General features: G+C 42.4%; 18 protein-coding genes. 4 read left to right on the top strand and 14 right to left on the bottom strand.

All coding sequences use genetic code 11. From position 1 onward, the window contains the following. Window positions 1–507: 507 nt before the first annotated feature. Window positions 508–1188: a plasmid pRiA4b ORF-3 family protein gene (locus G470_RS0108875; RefSeq protein ID WP_028274523.1), complete on the top strand. Its 681-nt coding sequence runs from the start codon at window positions 508–510 to the stop codon at window positions 1186–1188. Window positions 1189–1238: 50 nt separating this feature from the next. Here G470_RS0108875 and G470_RS14455 read toward each other — a convergent pair whose 3' ends face one another. The 5 genes from G470_RS14455 to G470_RS0108850 all read right to left on the bottom strand — a co-directional run bounded on the left by G470_RS14455 (window position 1239) and on the right by G470_RS0108850 (window position 4563). Beyond that, window positions 1239–1433 carry a hypothetical protein gene (locus G470_RS14455; protein ID WP_028274522.1) on the bottom strand — a complete coding sequence of 65 codons (195 nt, stop codon included), beginning with the start codon at window positions 1431–1433 and terminating at the stop codon, window positions 1239–1241. Between the two features lie 43 nt (window positions 1434–1476). Beyond that, complete coding sequence (locus G470_RS14450) at window positions 1477–1653, bottom strand: glycosyltransferase family protein (RefSeq protein WP_156908032.1); 177 nt, start codon at window positions 1651–1653, stop codon at window positions 1477–1479. Between the two features lie 52 nt (window positions 1654–1705). Beyond that, window positions 1706–2320: an MFS transporter gene (locus G470_RS0108860; protein WP_084172156.1), complete on the bottom strand. Its 615-nt coding sequence runs from the start codon at window positions 2318–2320 to the stop codon at window positions 1706–1708. Between the two features lie 293 nt (window positions 2321–2613). Continuing rightward, entirely contained in the window at window positions 2614–3975 is a 1362-nt protein-coding gene (brnQ, locus tag G470_RS0108855; RefSeq protein ID WP_028274520.1) for a branched-chain amino acid transport system II carrier protein, read from the bottom strand. 303 nt (window positions 3976–4278) lie between these two features. Beyond that, window positions 4279–4563, bottom strand: a complete 285-nt coding sequence (locus G470_RS0108850) for an immunoglobulin-like domain-containing protein (RefSeq protein ID WP_028274519.1) — start codon at window positions 4561–4563, stop codon at window positions 4279–4281. Between the two features lie 209 nt (window positions 4564–4772). Here G470_RS0108850 and G470_RS13905 point away from each other — a divergent pair, with 209 nt between their 5' ends. Then, complete coding sequence (locus tag G470_RS13905; protein WP_028274518.1) at window positions 4773–5540, top strand: helix-turn-helix transcriptional regulator; 768 nt, start codon at window positions 4773–4775, stop codon at window positions 5538–5540. A 56-nt stretch (window positions 5541–5596) separates the two neighbouring features. On the opposite strand, the gene G470_RS0108840 is transcribed toward G470_RS13905, so the two are convergent. The 3 genes from G470_RS0108840 to G470_RS0108830 form a co-directional block, all read right to left on the bottom strand. Then, on the bottom strand, window positions 5597–6616 hold the full coding sequence (locus tag G470_RS0108840) for a Gfo/Idh/MocA family protein (protein ID WP_035445429.1): 1020 nt from the start codon (window positions 6614–6616) through the stop codon (window positions 5597–5599). Window positions 6617–6684: 68 nt separating this feature from the next. Then, on the bottom strand, window positions 6685–7491 hold the full coding sequence (locus G470_RS13195) for an aldo/keto reductase (protein ID WP_051258520.1): 807 nt from the start codon (window positions 7489–7491) through the stop codon (window positions 6685–6687). Window positions 7492–7518: 27 nt separating this feature from the next. Next, the gene (locus tag G470_RS0108830; RefSeq protein WP_035445426.1) at window positions 7519–8355 is read right to left on the bottom strand and encodes a metallophosphoesterase; all 837 of its coding nucleotides are present in this window, start codon (window positions 8353–8355) and stop codon (window positions 7519–7521) included. A gap of 142 nt (window positions 8356–8497) precedes the next feature. Here G470_RS0108830 and G470_RS0108825 point away from each other — a divergent pair, with 142 nt between their 5' ends. After that, entirely contained in the window at window positions 8498–8737 is a 240-nt protein-coding gene (locus G470_RS0108825) for a hypothetical protein (RefSeq protein WP_028274515.1), read from the top strand. 53 nt (window positions 8738–8790) lie between these two features. On the opposite strand, the gene G470_RS0108820 is transcribed toward G470_RS0108825, so the two are convergent. The 6 genes from G470_RS0108820 to G470_RS13185 all read right to left on the bottom strand — a co-directional run bounded on the left by G470_RS0108820 (window position 8791) and on the right by G470_RS13185 (window position 15100). Beyond that, entirely contained in the window at window positions 8791–9054 is a 264-nt protein-coding gene (locus G470_RS0108820) for a hypothetical protein (RefSeq protein WP_028274514.1), read from the bottom strand. A gap of 153 nt (window positions 9055–9207) precedes the next feature. Continuing rightward, window positions 9208–9894, bottom strand: coding sequence for a hypothetical protein (locus G470_RS0108815; protein WP_028274513.1), 687 nt, complete (start codon window positions 9892–9894; stop codon window positions 9208–9210). A gap of 162 nt (window positions 9895–10056) precedes the next feature. After that, window positions 10057–11856, bottom strand: a complete 1800-nt coding sequence (locus G470_RS0108810) for a hypothetical protein (RefSeq protein WP_028274512.1) — start codon at window positions 11854–11856, stop codon at window positions 10057–10059. Between the two features lie 271 nt (window positions 11857–12127). Further along, window positions 12128–12745: a SipW-dependent-type signal peptide-containing protein gene (locus G470_RS0108805; RefSeq protein ID WP_028274511.1), complete on the bottom strand. Its 618-nt coding sequence runs from the start codon at window positions 12743–12745 to the stop codon at window positions 12128–12130. A 634-nt stretch (window positions 12746–13379) separates the two neighbouring features. Continuing rightward, window positions 13380–13883 carry a signal peptidase I gene (locus G470_RS13190; RefSeq protein WP_051258519.1) on the bottom strand — a complete coding sequence of 168 codons (504 nt, stop codon included), beginning with the start codon at window positions 13881–13883 and terminating at the stop codon, window positions 13380–13382. Window positions 13884–13945: 62 nt separating this feature from the next. Then, on the bottom strand, window positions 13946–15100 hold the full coding sequence (locus tag G470_RS13185; RefSeq protein ID WP_051258518.1) for a PfkB family carbohydrate kinase: 1155 nt from the start codon (window positions 15098–15100) through the stop codon (window positions 13946–13948). A 112-nt stretch (window positions 15101–15212) separates the two neighbouring features. Here G470_RS13185 and G470_RS0108790 point away from each other — a divergent pair. Beyond that, a partial coding sequence (locus tag G470_RS0108790) for a transposase (protein ID WP_028273495.1) occupies window positions 15213–15453 on the top strand: 241 nt, incomplete at its 3' end.

The following is a 15453-nucleotide window of genomic DNA, read 5'->3' as shown; positions in this document are numbered from 1 at the left end:
TTTCCCTACTATGACCTCGGCTGACTTCTCGCCATTCGTTGTTACTACTAAGCGCTGACGAGACCTCCCCGGGTAAGAACGACAACCTTCTGCTCATGTCACTGCTCCATTTACTGTACAGGATTCGGGCAGTATCGGACTTCACTTTGTTTAGCAAGCTCATCCGTCCTGATTCAGCCTTTGTATGAAGTTTCTGTTCGTCAGTGCAAGCATTTGCGTCCGTCTTCCTTCAGATTCCGCCTCACGGCGGACACCCTTGACTTTCGCTAACAGTTCCTACTGCCAAGTCTGTAGTGGACTTTCACCACCAAGTTGTCGCCCATGCCGGGCGCACTAACAAAAAACCTTCTCCTTTGAAGGAGAAGGTTTGAATGATATATAGCATACATGAAAAAGAATCCGGCTTCAATACTTTGTTCCTTTTTTCACATATCGTTTTAGTAGTGACTCTTCTCTTCTTTTAGTATCATAAAGACAATGACAGGAAAGACCGAAAGGAGTTTTCATATGATATACGAAATAAAAATTTCACTGGAAAACTTGCCGCTTCCCGTTACCCGTACTTTTCACATTCCATCCGATGCGGCCTTTTATGATTTGCATGAAATGATCATCGCCAGTTTTAATTGGGAAGATATCCATCCCCATGTGTTTGAAGTCATGAAATCAGACGGAGAACTTGTTCAAGGCAAAGTGATTCTATCCTTTCTTGAATTATTCAAGGAAGAGGATGAAGAAATCGATGTGGAAACATTGAAACAAAGAAAAGACCCGGACTCAACTTATGAAGATGATGTCCTTCTTGAAGATTATTTCAAGAAAGTCGGAGACACCATTCATTATAAGTACGATGGACCTGATTTTTGGACTCATTTGATTACATTGCAGCAGGTGGTTCATTCAAACGATGATTTGGAAGTTCCTGTTTGTGTGGATGCAGAAAACGATGCGCCGGAAGAACATACTCAGAATCAAATTCATAATTTTGATGAAACTCTGCGAAATGACGATTCCCCAGCTTTAATCAAAGAAATTAACTCGATGATTGAACTGGCTTTTGAAGAAGAACCTTGGGATGGAGAAGTTGGAAATGAGTTGGAAAGCCTAGTAGATGATGTGGTTACCCAAGTCTTTAAAGAACTAGAATCTTTTCCGGATGAACCTGATGAAAGTCAACCAAATAAATAAACGACAAACGAAAAACTGTCCATTCATTGTATTGGACAGTTTTGTTTGATTTACATTTTTTTGCAGTCAGGTTCTATGACGGGAGGTACTTCTTCGCCCTTTTTATTTGTTTCCTCTTTGCGGATTTTCGCCAATATCCGTTGAGTGATCACTCCGACAACCAACGGCTTCAAGACGTATAGAATGCCTTTTGGGAGCAGACCCAACCGACGAAAACCTCTATACCTGATAATGGCTTCGTCCATGCGGTATCGATACTTCCGCCTTGTGAACGTCTCTTCGTTCTCTCTAATAGTACAGAAGCGGTTCTTGGAAATTATACCCTTTATAGCCCAACGCATACAGCCGCATAAACAAATCATAGTCTTCTGCGCGCTGCGTGGCTTTGCTGATTGTATATCCATTTGCCGCTTCCAGCACTTCTTTTCGGAAGAGTACAGTTGGATGAATGAAGGGAGAGGTCATCAATACATCCTTCTATTTACATACCTCTTATTTTTCCCGCCCAACTTTGGCTTCACCCGACGACAGCCAAAACCTTCTGCATCCTTTCAAAAGCAGATTGTACGTTGTTCAAACGTTCTTTGTTTAATGGATAAACCAATGTCAGTGCCAAAATAACCAGCAGCATGCCGATCATCGGGAAAATCACGGACATATTTTTCATTTCAATGACACGATCGGCCGTCCAAGTTGCTGCATCACTCAAATCAAGACCTGGAATCGTCAAGGCAATCATCATAGGCACCAACGCCTGACCAAACCCTTGTCCAATTTTTCGGATCATGGAGAAAATGGAGTAAACCGTTCCTTCGTTCCGCTCACCGGTCAAGTATTCTTGGTAATCGATGACATCTGAGACCATCGCCCACGTGTAAATGCTCAGCTCGAATGAGAACAATGCAACCAGTACGCTCACCCCCCACCAAATGTACGGGTTTTGAATCGGCACAAACAACATAATCAATGAAACGCCGATTCCTCCAATCAATGGATAGCTGCGGATTTCAGCGGTTCCGAATTTTTGAACCAACTTGCTTCCGATTGTTGCTCCGATAACCATTGGTATCATTGTAATAAAAATAGAAAGCGAATTCAAACTACCGTCCCCGAAGTATAGCTGGTACGTCAATGCACCAAGTTGCTAGGTGCTGTTCATAAAGATAATCTGCGCGAACGCTGTCAATACCAACCCGATCATTGCTCGGTTCTTTAAGGTTTGTCCTGGAGTTCTGAAGAAGCTGTATTTTTCTTTTTTCTCACCTGTCTTGGAGTTGATATTGTCATGAGAAATGCGCTCACTGAATCAACTTTCTGCTAAATCTGTTCTCAAATCACTTTTTTAATATGGAATTTAGAAAAATCTAAAAGAAAAAAGCCGATGAGCACATCTAACATGTGCTCATCGACTCCAATCGTTTATCGTTATGCGGCAGCGCCGTGGTAAGGTTTCGTGACCAAACTCACTCCCCAGCCAATTGCCAAACCGAGGATGGCCGGCAGCATCCACCCCATCCCCAGATCGAACAATGGAACCACATCGGAGAACCATTGAAGAATTTGTTGGACAATCGGAGTGGAGCTGATCATTTCAGGCGCAGCTTTCAAGAAGTCTGCGATGCTGATCGGAAGAGTGAATAGGGTCGTCACCACGTATACTACTTGTCTGTCCTTGAAGAGCAGAGACAGGATAGCCAGAAATATCAATGTGATGGCCAATGGATACAAGAACATCAAGACCGGAAGCGAGAGTGCGATGATGTTTTCGAGTCCGACGTTCGCGACCAATGTAGCCAACGCACTAAAGATCACCACATACGTCTTGTAGCTGAATGAATTCGGGAACATCTCACGGAAGATTTCCGCACATGCCGTAATCAACCCGATAGCTGTCTTCAAACACGCCAATGTCACGGTGATGGCCAGCAGTACACTGCCAAAGCTTCCAAAGTAAAAATTGGATATTTGTGCCAATGCGATACCGCCGTTTTCAGATAACGGGATGGCACCGAGACTCATCGTCCCTAAATAAGAAAGTGCGGCGTAGATAACGGACATCAAAATCAGACTCACCACTCCGGATTTGATGGTGTCTTTTGCAATGTCGGCCGGTTTTTCAATACCCAGCTCTTTTATGGCATTTACCACAACTACTCCGAATGCCAAAGCAGCCAACGCATCCATTGTATTGTACCCTTCCAGGAATCCTCGGAAAAACGGCTGTGTGCCGTACTCCGCTTGAGCCGGCACTCTTTGAATCGGCCCCATCGGAACGAAGAGCGCAGTCACAATTAAAATTCCTAAAAAGAGCAAGAACAAGGGGTTTAAGATCTTACCCACATATGTCATGATTTTGGTTGGCCGTAAGGAAAACAAAAGCGCGGCTGCATAAAACAAAATAGAAAAAACAGCCAAACCTAATGTCAACTTATCAGGCGCGACGTAAGGTGTGATCCCTACCTCAAACGAGACAGTACTCAAACGAGGAAGGGCAAAGAACGGTCCGATCGTCAAATACAATGCAATGGTCATGAAGTACCCATACAATGGATGGATCCGACTGGATAACTCAAACAATCCGCTGCTTCTTGACAATCCAATGGCCACAACTCCCAGAAACGGAAGGCCGACCGCTGTAATTAAAAATCCTAATGTGGCGGCATCTACGTTGCTTCCGGCTAACTGTCCCATAAAAACTGGGAAAATTAAGTTCCCGGCTCCAAAGAACAGGCCGAACAACATTGAGCCAATCGCTAAATATGAAGACAATGATAAACTTTTTTTCATATTGAACCCTTTCTTTAAACAAATTCACATGCTTGTCTTATTTTTTAATTTCTCCTCATTATTCCGCATATTCTCTTACAATTCAAGGGTAAAATCTGTTTTTTTCTGCTTGATTTTGTCTGTTTTAGATGAAAGGGCTTTTTGGTAACTGTTCCATTACTCAAGGCCAAATAAAATAAAAAACACTCAGTCTATACATATACAAACTGAGTGTTTTTCTTATTTCGTTACATGAAAAAGGAATCCTCATCAGAAAATAAACCTGATTCCTTCTCCAATAACGTGATTGCGCTTCCAAGCATTTTATTCTATAATGACTTTAATGGATTTCTTAGCAAAAACTTCCTCATCATCCATTACCCAATACTCGATAAAATATACACCCTCTTTATTCATATCAAGATTTTCTTTCCCTAAAATATGAATATTTCTAGAGATGTCCCGTCCTTTCCAATCCGTTGCACTGACCCCTACCAATAAATCATACTTCATTCCTGCTTTTAACTGAATGTCTCCCGCTTCAATAACCGGCTTTTTCTTATTATCATTGGCAACTGTCGGCTCGTTCTCACGTTCAGGTACAGACATGTAGTCATCCCTCTTTCATATTCAGATGATAAGTATGCATTCCTTGGCTCAGCTTGCGTAACAGAACATTTGTTATGGATTTATCATACTACTCTATGCAAAGGTTTTCTTTTTGAAAAGGAAAAATTGTTCTCTCTTTTCATAAATAACAATGACAAAACTGTGACATTTTTCATTTACTATATTCTCTAACGGAAAGGGGTACCCCCATGGTTTACTTCTCAGAAAGTTTTGACAAATTCAGTCCACCTTTACACAATTCGGCCCAGAAAGCACCCGATACGTTGGCAGAACTTATCAGTCATACGGACCGTGCTCTTTTTCAGGCGTTGGATGACGGAGATGTTGAAAAGGTAGAAACTCACCTTGTGGCATTCTGCTACACGTGCAGCAAAATGTTGGAAGAAGAGGTTGCGCTCCATGCATTGGAACTTTATTACTACAGCATTCCGATTCATTTGGTCAGACGGATGATCCAAACCGGCCTGCATCGGATGGAAGACCTGGCGAATCTCTCTTCGCTCGTGAACGCCATCAAGCAGTGGACAACCATCCAAGAATACATCTCTTTGACTCCATGGTATGCGGCGCAATTGATGGCCTTCACCCAAGACAACAGTTCATTGATTCATGCCAATCCTTATGTACTGGAAGCCCTCTCGATTTTACAGAAGAAATTGGATGATTCTCACCTTTCCACCGCCAGTATTGCCAAAGAAATCGGTATCTCCCAAGGCTACTTAGCTTCTTTATTCAAAGAAGAAACGGGCCAATCCATCTCTTCTTATATGAAAAAATACCGTTTGAAAAAAGCAGCGGTTGATTTGGTCACCACCCACCTCCCCCTCAAACAGATTGCGTTGAAACACGGATTCAAATCGCAATCCGCTTTTTCCAAATTCTTTTCTGAAGTTTACGGAATCACTCCGCTTCAATTCCGCGCCCGCAAATCTATGCTGCCGGATTATCCAGAATAAAAAACACCAAGACGCCCCCACAGTTAAGTGAAGGGTGGTCTTGATGCTGTCTAAAATTATGATTGTTGGTCAGCCGGGAAATAAATGCCGGCATCGTGCCGCATATCGGTGAGCACACGATTCACTGTCTGGGACAACTGCAGCCATTCTTGATACTTGGGATGGGTTGCCGGTTTTTCGTTGGTCAACAGCAAATCCGCAAAAGCGGCAGCTTCAGCTGACAGTGGGTTTTCCTCTGTAGGAGGCAGCGTGATTTTGGTGGAGGCTTGTGTCCGGGAATCGACCCGTTCAATGACAGTCGGAGCTTCCGCATGATCCAACACCAGTGTTTCATCCAGTCCATAGATTTCTGTGCTGTGCAGCGACAAAGCGTTTTTTCCGCAATGGATCACCACATCAAAGCCTGGGTAGCGCAACATTCCGATCCCTTGCCCGTCCACTCCGGTTCGTATTTTTTGTGCAATATATGTCACTTCTTCCGGTTCCCCGAACCAGCTAACCGCTGCATAGACCAAGTAGACCCCCAAATCCATCAGCGCACCGCCTGAGTAGTTTAAGGAAAAGATTGGCGGTTCTTCCCCGTTCAATACCGCATCATACCGCGAGGAATACTTCATATATGTCAACGAAGCACCTTGCACATTCTCTAAGAAACGGATCGTTTCGGTAGCTTTTTGGAAATTAGGATCATGGATATGCCGGGCCGCTTCAAACAAACACACGCCTTTTTCCTGTGCCAATGCAGCGGCAGCTTCCCACTCTCCAGGAGTAGAAAACATCGGTTTTTCCACAATGACATGTTTCCCAGCTTCAAGCATCTGCATCGTTTGTTCAAAATGCAGGCTGTTGGGAGACGCAATGTACACCACATCAACATCCGACTGCCCCAGTTCTTCCAATGTCGTCACGTAGCGGGCAGCGTGAAAAGGCTCCCCGAATGTTCTGGCAGTGGCTTCTTTCCGGGAATAAACAGTGGTCAATTCGTACTTGTCTGTTGCCAGTGCCGCCTGCACAAACAACTGGGATATGGAACTTGTTCCGATGGTTCCTAAACGCAGTGAAGTTGGATTTATCATACTTATTTCCTCCAAAAAATTATTTGTCGTGAGAAAAAGCCGGATACTGCTGCCCGGCTTTTTACCATTTACCCTAATGCTTTGAGTTGGTCCATTTCTTCTTCAGTCAGCTCAAAATCAAAGATATTCATATTTTCATCCAGCCGGGTAATCCGGGAGGTTTTTGGAATTGGAATAATTCCTCTTTGAAGTGCCCAGCGAAGGGCCACTTGAGCGGGCGTTTTATGGTGTTTTTCAGCTAAGTCGTCCAACAACACAATTGAGTCCAACTGTCCACGGTTGATTGGGCTGTACGCCATCGATACGATGCCTTGTTGCTGACAGAACAATAACAGATCATCCCGGTTGTCACCTGGATAACTTTGGTACTGATTGACCATCGGTGCCACTTCCGCATGCTCCAGCAAGTGCCGCAGCTGCGACTGCTCGAAATTGGACACCCCGATGGCACGAACCTTCCCATCTTCGTCGTACTCTTTTTCCAACGCTTTCCACGTGTCCAAGTTGATATCATCGGTTTCTCCCGGCCAATGGATCAACACCAAGTCGATGTACTCCAGTCCCATTTTATCTAAACTGTTTTTGATTGAGTCGCGGGCTTTGTCGTACCCCATCTCTGTCCGCCAAACCTTAGTGACGATAAACAGGTCTTCGCGGTCCACAATCCCGTCGCGTACCACACGTTGGACAGCGGAGCCAACCTGTTCTTCGTTGCCGTAGCTTGCGGCGGAATCAATCAGACGGTACCCTTTTTTGATGGCCGAATAAAAGATGCGTTCAGCTTCATCCCCTTTCAATCCCGCTGTCCCCAAACCGATGTTGGGAATGGAGTGGCCGTTTTGGAGTATGAAGCGGTCGTTTGCAGTGATTGCCATAAGTATCCCTCTTTCTATGTGTTTACCTTATTGTAACGTAATCACGACGATTTCCGGGCGGTTGAACACTCGAAACGGAAAAGTGGAATTGCCGATGCCACGGTTGATAATCAACCGCCGGGCCGGTTCGCTGTCTCTGTAAAAGTAGCCGTAATCGTATTTAGGGAACAAACCCTGCCCCGGTGAAAAAAGTCCGCCGATAAACGGCAGTCGGACTTGACCGCCATGCGTATGTCCGGCCAACACCAAGTCCGGCGCTTTCGTGCGGTCATCCAAATATTCTTCAAAGAATTCCGGATGGTGCGCCAATAGAATTTTTGGGAACTTTTCCAAAGCAGGCGGCAGTTCGATGTGCTGCAACAGCGGCCGCGATGTTTGTTTCATGTCGCCTTTTTCCGCCAAGCCCATCAAGACGAGCCCTGAATCTTTTACAGGTATCCATTCCGCTTTATCCAACAACAGTTGAGCGCCGCCGTTTAGGAGCGCCAACTGCCATCTTTGGTTTCCGGTATACGAAAAATCGTGGTTCCCCGTCACGGCATAAGTCGGCGCGATGGCCGTCAAGGATTCGGCCAGTTTGGTCACCGCTTCAGCCGGAAAATCTTCCAGCCCTGCCTGAACCAAGTCTCCGGTCAATACAATCAGATCCGGTTTAGCCTCTTTCGCTTCTTCAATCAGTTTTTGAAAATCCGCCCGATTGTTCCGGATGTGGGGATCCGAAATTTGAAGCAGTTTGATCCCTTTCAGACTTTCTGAAATATAAGGGATTTTAATGGAATAGTGCGTAGTATCCAATTTTTGGTTGTCCCATAATACATATATGATAAAAAGTATAATGACTGCTGCTATGATTCCTAACGTCATAAAATCTATATCCTCCTGAGTGATGGATGGTTGAAGTCGTGCTACCACCAGTTTACCACAGAATCATGATGAAAGCGTTCCTGACAAAACTGTGTTACAATTATTTTGAAGAAAATATACGCGAAGGGAGTTTGAATGTACGATGGACAATCCAAACCAAGGCAACAACGAGCGTCTGATCCTTCAAGCCCAATTAAACGCCGCCAATGAAAAAGAAGAACATGAAGGCGAACGCCTCGCAGGCGACGATCCGCTTCCGGAAAATAAAAAGGACCGTTCGGAAGCTGACAAAGAAGCCGAAACCCGCCCTGAAGACTTCGAGTCGTTCAACGTCGATAAGGTGGATGACCTGCAGGAGAACAAGGAAAAACCAGAGAAATAAAAGAAGGACTGCCTTTTGACGGGCAGTCCTTTTGACGTGTCAGAGTTAGGTACTCAAGTGTGATGCAGATTTTCAAACGAAATCGAGCGGAGTGTCCGTTGTTCTAATTCGTCTTCTTCAGCAAACGCAACTTGCTTCACGTTCATCTGCCACAAATCGTGGTAATTTAGGTGGTATCTTCTCAGCACACGGTCAAGAGGTACATCGACTTCACCATCCGCGTTGACGATGATTTCTGAGTCATCAATATCTAAACGGCGCGTCTCTTCTGAGCTTTCGAGGATAAAGATAAATTTTTTTCTTTTTGGTTCGTCCATTTCTTTCACCCCTCGTGCCTAAGCACATATAAAGTATAATTCCTTCGAACAACGTACTTCTAGTATACATCAAATGTCAGATAACGTGTGTGACGATTTTCCGAAGGTTTGTACGAAACTTTTATGAACATTAAAGGAAGAACCTTTCCTATTTTAACGCACTGTGTATGAATCTTTTGAAGAAATCTCGTGCATTTCCTGCAAGTAAAAAGGGGCCAGTTTAGCCAATGCCAATACCACTTTCTGATTGTAATGCGAAACCGCAAAAGACATCAACCGAATGGACTGGAGTTCATAGCGGCTAATCAGCTCAATCAATTTGGAACGGGTCTTCTCCTCGTCTACAAAGGTTGGATCCCATTTAATCAACTCCAGTATCTCAAAGTACCGGACATTTTTTGGAGTGATTTCTTCATAAGGCGCAACCAACTTTAGCCCTTCTTCTTCGCTGCACTTTGGCGCACGACGCCAATTGTTGGTCATGATTTGTTTGTGTTCAGGTTGCTCATCTGTCAATCCATGATGAAAGGCAAGAGAACCACAAATCAGTGATCCATACACGTCTCCCCGCTTGTTTTCTATGTATAGTTGACGAGTTAATTCTTTGCGATTGATGTCCCCGTCCGGACGAGTAGTATAATAATAAATCCCGACATCAAAGCGGGAAAAGCCATCCAGTTTGGTTAATAAGCGGCTGCAGGTGACAGTGACATTTTGACGGAGTTTCTTCTCGTCTTCTCCCATTTCTTCTTTTAATGCACGAACAATATCATCAATGAAAATAGGCGCACCATCAACTTGAAATTCTATGTATTGTTGAACCCTTTCTGCAAGTGTCATCTATTTCCCTCCCCGACATCCATGAACCATCCGATCATTCTTTTTTATTATACAAACTTTACCATAATCATTTTAACTTATCTATTACATTCGAAGCATTTTTGGAAACGTTAACAAGTTAGACACAAAGAAACAGACTACAAGGACGCAGCCTGTTTCTTTTTATTCTAAAGATGTAAAGGAAATAAGATAGGTACCGTCTTCGTTTGCTTCTTTTATTTCTACTTTCATCCCGGTGGTTTCATTTAACCAAGTCACTATTTCTTCCTCTGATACATCTGAAGAAATCTTCGACCGGTCCAATTTTGTGTTTACAACGAGAGTGTCATCCTGTACTTCTAAAATTGGATAAGAGGTCTCATCCGCTTCAGGATCCAATGGATTCTTTTCCATGAATTGTTGAACATATTGAGGGAGAGTCAAGGATTCTTCCAACTCGCTTTGATCCAACCATTCCCAGAAGAAGTGTGGCAGACCAATTGGGTTGTCATTAAAGTCAGAAACAGGCATGAAAGTAATATTCCCCTCTTCTTCCAATGGAGGTTGTTCAACGTCTCGATTTTCTTCTTTTGATATAACTTCGTTGTCTTTTTCATTAGATGGTTTTTCTAGCTCAATTTCGTCTGTTTGTTCTATTGAATCTTCTACAAATTTTTTGGAATCGTCATTTGTGTTTTCAGCATTTTCTTCTATAAGTTCACTTGTTGTCTCCTCTGTTTGATTCTCAGTGAATTCCTTAACCCTACTCTTTTCGTTATTCATAGATAAAGTTTCTTCGTTATTTAAATTAGGTTCAGTATCTGAGAAACGTTCCAGGAGTTGTTGTTCTTCTTTTGAATCACTATCTGGTGCGCCTTTAACATCTTCAAGTTCATGGTCAGCCTCTTCTGTTTTGTTTTGTTTGACAGAATTTATTCCATTCGCAGAATGGCGCATCGCTCCAAAAGTTTGCGTTTTTTCATCTAATAATTGGTCCATGGTCAACCCTAATACTCCTATATATTTACCACTATTAGAATCTTGAAATCCTATAAAAAGTTCAAATGGAGAATCAACATGCACATCCTTGTGCCCTAGTAAGGATAAAATTCGTTTTAATAAGTTAGTCGCTCCTCTAAGCACTTTAAAAATTTCCGACAAAATGGAATCGGAGCGATTCTCAGCATCAATATTATATCGAATTCCATTGTATTTACTAGAGTACATAGCGCTGCCAACATCAACTTCAAGCACGCCTGGATACTCTACCTCTTCAGTTGCATTTAAATCTATTAATTTTACTCTTTCCGCATCAACACTCTCCGGAAATGTAACATATAAAAAAGAATTTTTTCTTGAGCGCTCGTAAGTTTTCCAAAGAATCCAATTTTTTTCCGTGTAAGTAATCGAAGGCGAAATAGTGTATTGAAAATCCCCCCATGTTCCTTCAGAAAAAACTTGAGGCCAATCACTTGGGCCGATTTCGATTTCATAACTTTCGGTGTCATAAAAGCCCGACGACGAATCATTCACGTTAGACTGAAAAAGTTTAAAAGTAATCTCTGCTTTTATTAAATCAGATATGTTCTCGTCTTCTTCAAAAACCAATGTCCATTCAGTTCCACTTGGAAGAACCATGTTTTGCTCAAACGGATTTCGATCGCCACTCTCATTTAGGACGAAAGCAGAAACAGTATGAGTGATATCCGTACCATCGTCAGTCTGTTCTATTCTATAAGCTAATTTCCCTTCGACAGAACCTACATTTTTTACGGTAGTTTTGTATACTCTATCTTCCACTACCCATTCGGGTTCACCGACTTCTATGTCGATAGTCCCTAACTCTAATTTTATACCTGCAGGAATGGTGGTTTGATCAGTGAAGGTGGCTGTTGTTGTATATGTAAGCATTAATAAGTTGAAGAAAAGGACTGTCAACATACAAATAATTCCTATGTTCATCGAATTAAACTGTTGTTTCATCTCCTTGCCTCCATCTTTTACAAATTTTCGCTTCTGTGTTAATGACCTGTTGATTTCTCAAATGCTTTTATCCATGTGATTCTTTCTACGATACTACGTCTTACAATCACTAATATACGAAAAATTGTAGCATGTTTTTGATTACTTAAAAGGAAAAAGGAGAAGTCTAGCGAAGAAAAAGTAATACCGGAATCTTTTTGGTATTTTTCTACGCATGATACTCCTCCTTCTTATATCTGAACTAATAACTTCTTACAAGTTTGCATATTATTTATTCAGTAGTAGGTTTGTTGGCTTGTTCTACTGTTACTGAAATAGTATCCTCCAATAAATCTAGAATTCTGTCTTCAGTATTAGCGGGGTTATTATAGTAGTTTATCTCCTGCCCACTAGTTAAATTAGTCTTTACTGACACAGTAACCTTGTAAGCAAACTTTTCACCTGGCTCTAATGTATCATTTACCTTAATTTCTGAGCTGTCACTTGGGTCCCCATCAGAGACTACACGTCTTGGCTCGTTTACTGTGACATTAAAAGGTCCAACATCTTTAGTTAAGTTATCGGTGAGTTCAGTTATTTTAACTTTGTTATCTCCATCATTCGTGAATGTAAATGTATTGGTAAACTCATCACCAGGCAATACTTTTCTGAATTCAGTATTATTGGAATTAACAGTTTGATTTTCTTCAACTTCTGTATTGTTAGATGTCTGTATCCAATCGGCTTTACTACCTTCTACTTGTACGCTTCCTAAAGTCAGTTTCAATCCTGCTTTTTGCTGAGCATTATCCGTAAAATAAGCAAATGTTCCATAAGCGACTAATGCGAGTGTTAAAAGAGCGGCGAGTATCAGGGGCAGTTTGTTACGGTGGTTTTGATTCTTATTCACTTCTTGTTCCTCCTAAAAAGTTTTTCTGTTGCCAGAAAGGATAGTACCACTCCTCGACTTACAAAGACAAACAAAAAGCATTTTTATTCAATCGACAAACTATATAGTAAACTTTCATCCATCAACATTTGCTCTTTTTTACTTTTTTGTAAATTTTTTTCTTCAACATACCCTTTATTCTAGGAGCATTTTGTTTTTTTGTTATTTTTCTGTTCTCGTGAAATGAATTTTGTAAACAAATGTCTAACACAAGTGTGTTTTTTTTTGCAAAGAAATTTTTTTATTCAAAAAAAAAAAAAGAAAAGCATAAATGATAAAAAACAAGAAATAACAAGGGTTATATGTCTTTTCTAGGTTCTCTTTTTTGTATTACACTCTTCTTTTAATTTTTTGTTGAACTTTTTCCACCATTCAATTTGTCTGTTCTTCTGTACATGTTAATTCAGTGACAAAAACAAAAGAAAAACAAAAAAAAACAGCGGTGTATAAACAATCACCACTGTTCGTTTCCGGTTTATTTTTATTTGTTTTTTGGATATTTGAACAATTTGTGACAATTCCTCCCTTGGTTTCCTATTTATTCCATCGCTAATAAACAATGTTATTTTATAACATAACCCTTATAGCACCTTATTCACTCAGGGATATGTTCGGCTTTTCCAGAGCGATAGTAACTTACCAACAAAGAGAGGATCAAGACCACCATCAGTGCAATGATGAACAGCGGCTGTCGCATGAACAGCATAACTTGACCGAGATAAGGAACCACCCATCGAACTTCCCCAATCAAGGCGTTCGCCTGTACACGCCGCACATCTTCCGTGTCGTTTGCGTCCCCCCGGGTCACCAGCCCTTCATCTGTTTTCTCGACCGCCCGGTGGGTCACCAGAGTGTTTTCCGATTCTTGATACGTAATGATGTCGTTTTTTTCAATTTCTTCAAAAGGCGTCATACTAACAATTATGTAGTCTCCAGCTGAAATAGTCGGCTCCATACTATCGCTCAAGACGGTGTAGCCTTTGTATCCAAGCAACCCTTTTCCGTCGGGGGATGAGAAGAAATTAAGCAATGCAATCCCTACGACAAGGACGGTTATTATGAACAATATTGTATTCCCTATTCCCTTCAGTACTTTCATCTTTCGCCTCCGATTTTCTTTTTTTATGCTAAGGAAAAGCCCGCGTTTAAACGAGCTTCGTCTTATCGATTCAGTATCGGTTCAAATGTTTTGGGAAGAGCGCCTTTTAATTTCAAAAAGTCTTGGTACTCTCTTTGTAGGACTTTCTGCGACAAGTTTTGGCGTACAGTATATATTTTGCGGCTTGTCTGGAAGGAGTTGACCACACCGTAAATCAGCGCTTCTTCATCTGTTCTTTCTACGTATTTGGCGTACACCCAGCCGGCAGTCAGTGCTTCAACGGCTCCCCATGCGTAACGTTCTTTGTTGTGATCCGGGTTTACGAAAATATGCGCTTCGTCTTCCAAAGAGGAGCTGTAAGCAATTTTTTCATTGTCTTGGGTCACCAAGACTTTTTCTACGCCCAATTCCTGCCATTTTCGTATACTCTCTTTCAGGGTTTCATCGTCTTCTATTTCCATGTCCAAATAGAAGGCTGCTTCATCATGCTTGGTCACCAAAAGCGTCACCCCTTCCATACAATCTGGTATGTTCACCATTTTTTGAAGGGAAGAAGTGACCATCACCAGCGGAACCCGGAAGCGGTTGGTCATTCCGATGAGAGTCTCCATCGTGTCTTTCGGCAGATTGGTATCCACCACTACACAAGATGCTTTTTCAATAATCGCACGGTAACGGTTGAGCCACTGGGGAGTGATTTGATCATAGATATCCATTTCAGCCAGACCGAGTTTCAAATTGCCATGTATATCAACGATTTCCGTGAAGTTTCCAGTCGGACAAAAACCAGTTTCATCCAAGTTTTCCACATTCATATATGGCTTGGATTGCGTGCGGATCATCTGCCCGCTGTCGTCTTTCCCTACCATGGAAACCAACGTCACGGGGAGTTCGAGTCTTCCTAAGTTCTCCCCGACGTTTCGCGCAATGCCGCCTACAGAGGTATGTGACTTCACTTGATTTGATGTTCCTTGAATGAGGCTGTCCTGTACGACATACAAGCGATCGATGTTTGCGCCTCCGATGGTGACAATCGGACGCTCATCGTTCACGACATACGCACGCCCTACTAAGTAACCTTTGTGTACCAATCCGGATATGATATTCGCTACACTGGATCTGGATAATTCCACATACTCGCTCAATTCTTTTTGGGAAATATACGGATTCTCGCGTATGATGCCCAATACTTTTGCTTCTTTTTCGTTCAATGTCATACTTACTCACTCCCCTGTTGAGAGTATAAAATATTTTGTGTAAATAGAAAAAAGGAAGTCCCTTCTGTAGAATAAAGTTACCACACCCATTCACAGAAAAGAGGACTTCCCTATGAACGATTTTACTACAGAACTCCTGCAGACTCTAGCCACCAAAGGCGATTTGAACGAATTATTCCGCTCCCATCTGGAGCTGGCCGTGAACACGCTACTGCGGACGGAGCTGACGGCCTTCCTGGATTACGAGAAGTACGACCGGATTGGGTTCCACTCCGGCAATTCCCGTAATGGCACCTATGACCGGACGGTCAAGACCGAGTACGGGGAGCTCCACCTCGAAATCCCGCGCGACC

This window comes from Atopococcus tabaci DSM 17538 (assembly GCF_000429585.1).
Taxonomy (GTDB): Bacteria; Bacillota; Bacilli; order Lactobacillales; family Carnobacteriaceae_A; genus Atopococcus; species Atopococcus tabaci.
Note: the sequence above shows the minus strand (reverse complement) of the source record. Positions and strands in the feature narration are given on the sequence as shown.

Bases quoted from the DNA above. Each gene is read 5' to 3' on its own strand.
- G470_RS13195 (WP_051258520.1), bottom strand. From the start codon at position 7,491: ATGGCAATCACTGCAAACGACCGCTTCATACTCCAAAACGGCCACTCC.
- G470_RS0108840 (WP_035445429.1), bottom strand. From the start codon at position 6,616: ATGATAAATCCAACTTCACTGCGTTTAGGAACCATCGGAACAAGTTCC.
- G470_RS13905 (WP_028274518.1), top strand. From the start codon at position 4,773: ATGGTTTACTTCTCAGAAAGTTTTGACAAATTCAGTCCACCTTTACAC.
- G470_RS0108875 (WP_028274523.1), top strand. From the start codon at position 508: ATGATATACGAAATAAAAATTTCACTGGAAAACTTGCCGCTTCCCGTT.
- G470_RS13190 (WP_051258519.1), bottom strand. From the start codon at position 13,883: ATGAAAGTACTGAAGGGAATAGGGAATACAATATTGTTCATAATAACC.
- G470_RS0108820 (WP_028274514.1), bottom strand. From the start codon at position 9,054: ATGGACGAACCAAAAAGAAAAAAATTTATCTTTATCCTCGAAAGCTCA.
- G470_RS0108830 (WP_035445426.1), bottom strand. From the start codon at position 8,355: ATGACGTTAGGAATCATAGCAGCAGTCATTATACTTTTTATCATATAT.
- brnQ (WP_028274520.1), bottom strand. From the start codon at position 3,975: ATGAAAAAAAGTTTATCATTGTCTTCATATTTAGCGATTGGCTCAATG.
- G470_RS0108850 (WP_028274519.1), bottom strand. From the start codon at position 4,563: ATGTCTGTACCTGAACGTGAGAACGAGCCGACAGTTGCCAATGATAAT.
- G470_RS0108825 (WP_028274515.1), top strand. From the start codon at position 8,498: ATGGACAATCCAAACCAAGGCAACAACGAGCGTCTGATCCTTCAAGCC.
- G470_RS0108815 (WP_028274513.1), bottom strand. From the start codon at position 9,894: ATGACACTTGCAGAAAGGGTTCAACAATACATAGAATTTCAAGTTGAT.
- G470_RS0108810 (WP_028274512.1), bottom strand. From the start codon at position 11,856: ATGAAACAACAGTTTAATTCGATGAACATAGGAATTATTTGTATGTTG.
- G470_RS13185 (WP_051258518.1), bottom strand. From the start codon at position 15,100: ATGACATTGAACGAAAAAGAAGCAAAAGTATTGGGCATCATACGCGAG.
- G470_RS14450 (WP_156908032.1), bottom strand. From the start codon at position 1,653: ATGACCTCTCCCTTCATTCATCCAACTGTACTCTTCCGAAAAGAAGTG.
- G470_RS14455 (WP_028274522.1), bottom strand. From the start codon at position 1,433: ATGGACGAAGCCATTATCAGGTATAGAGGTTTTCGTCGGTTGGGTCTG.